Source organism: Mycobacterium sp., from assembly GCF_008709575.1.
In the GTDB taxonomy this organism is placed as follows: Bacteria; Actinomycetota; Actinomycetes; order Mycobacteriales; family Mycobacteriaceae; genus Mycobacterium.
Window position 1 is genome coordinate 1 of the sequence record NZ_VYIK01000433.1, and the last position, 640, is coordinate 640.

1 pseudogene is annotated in these 640 nt (G+C 48.8%); it reads left to right on the forward strand.

What is annotated here, in order from left to right:
- Positions 1-447: pseudogene (locus F6Q13_RS19440) on the forward strand (hypothetical protein); the annotation flags it as partial.
- Positions 448-640: the final 193 nt, after the last annotated feature.

Consider the following 640-nt stretch of genomic DNA (forward strand, 5'->3'; position numbering starts at 1 on the left):
CGTAAAAAATTTTCTGAAATAAAATTTCGAGTGCCTGTAGTGGCGCGATTCATATTGCCGGGATTGCAATGGGTGGTAGCAAGATTGCTGCAAAAGCCCAGGCTGGAAAATTTCTATCTTTCACTGCCCAGGAATTTATGGCTTTCGACAGCTAGTGAAAACGAAGGTCTGCCTGGAAGATGGTTTCCGGAATTCTCAAGCGAGTGTAGCGGATCTTGGTGGCTTCCATCACTCCGTGATAGAGAAACTCACAAATGGTCATCTTGGGACAATCGCCGATCTTTCTGGATTCAACGTGAGCACTTACTTCAGACAATTCACGATGTTGGATTTGACCTTGTGCTGGAACAGTACGACCACTTGGAACCAAACATTGCAGAATGTTTACTAGGAGGTTCCTATCAATCGGCTCTCCGAGGGACATTCATCGGCATCAAGACGGATTAGAACCCAATATCGTCCCGATCCCGGGGGAGGTGAGTCGCGTTCGCGAGGAATATTTGAGTTGGGGCAGCGCTGGACCCAGACGTGTCGAATCGAAGAAAAACGGCGCCTCATTGCAAAAGCCTAGGCATCAGCGTTTCTGAAAATTCTACAGAGATGAGCCGGCAAAATCCTCCAGCAGGTCAGCAGCGCGCGC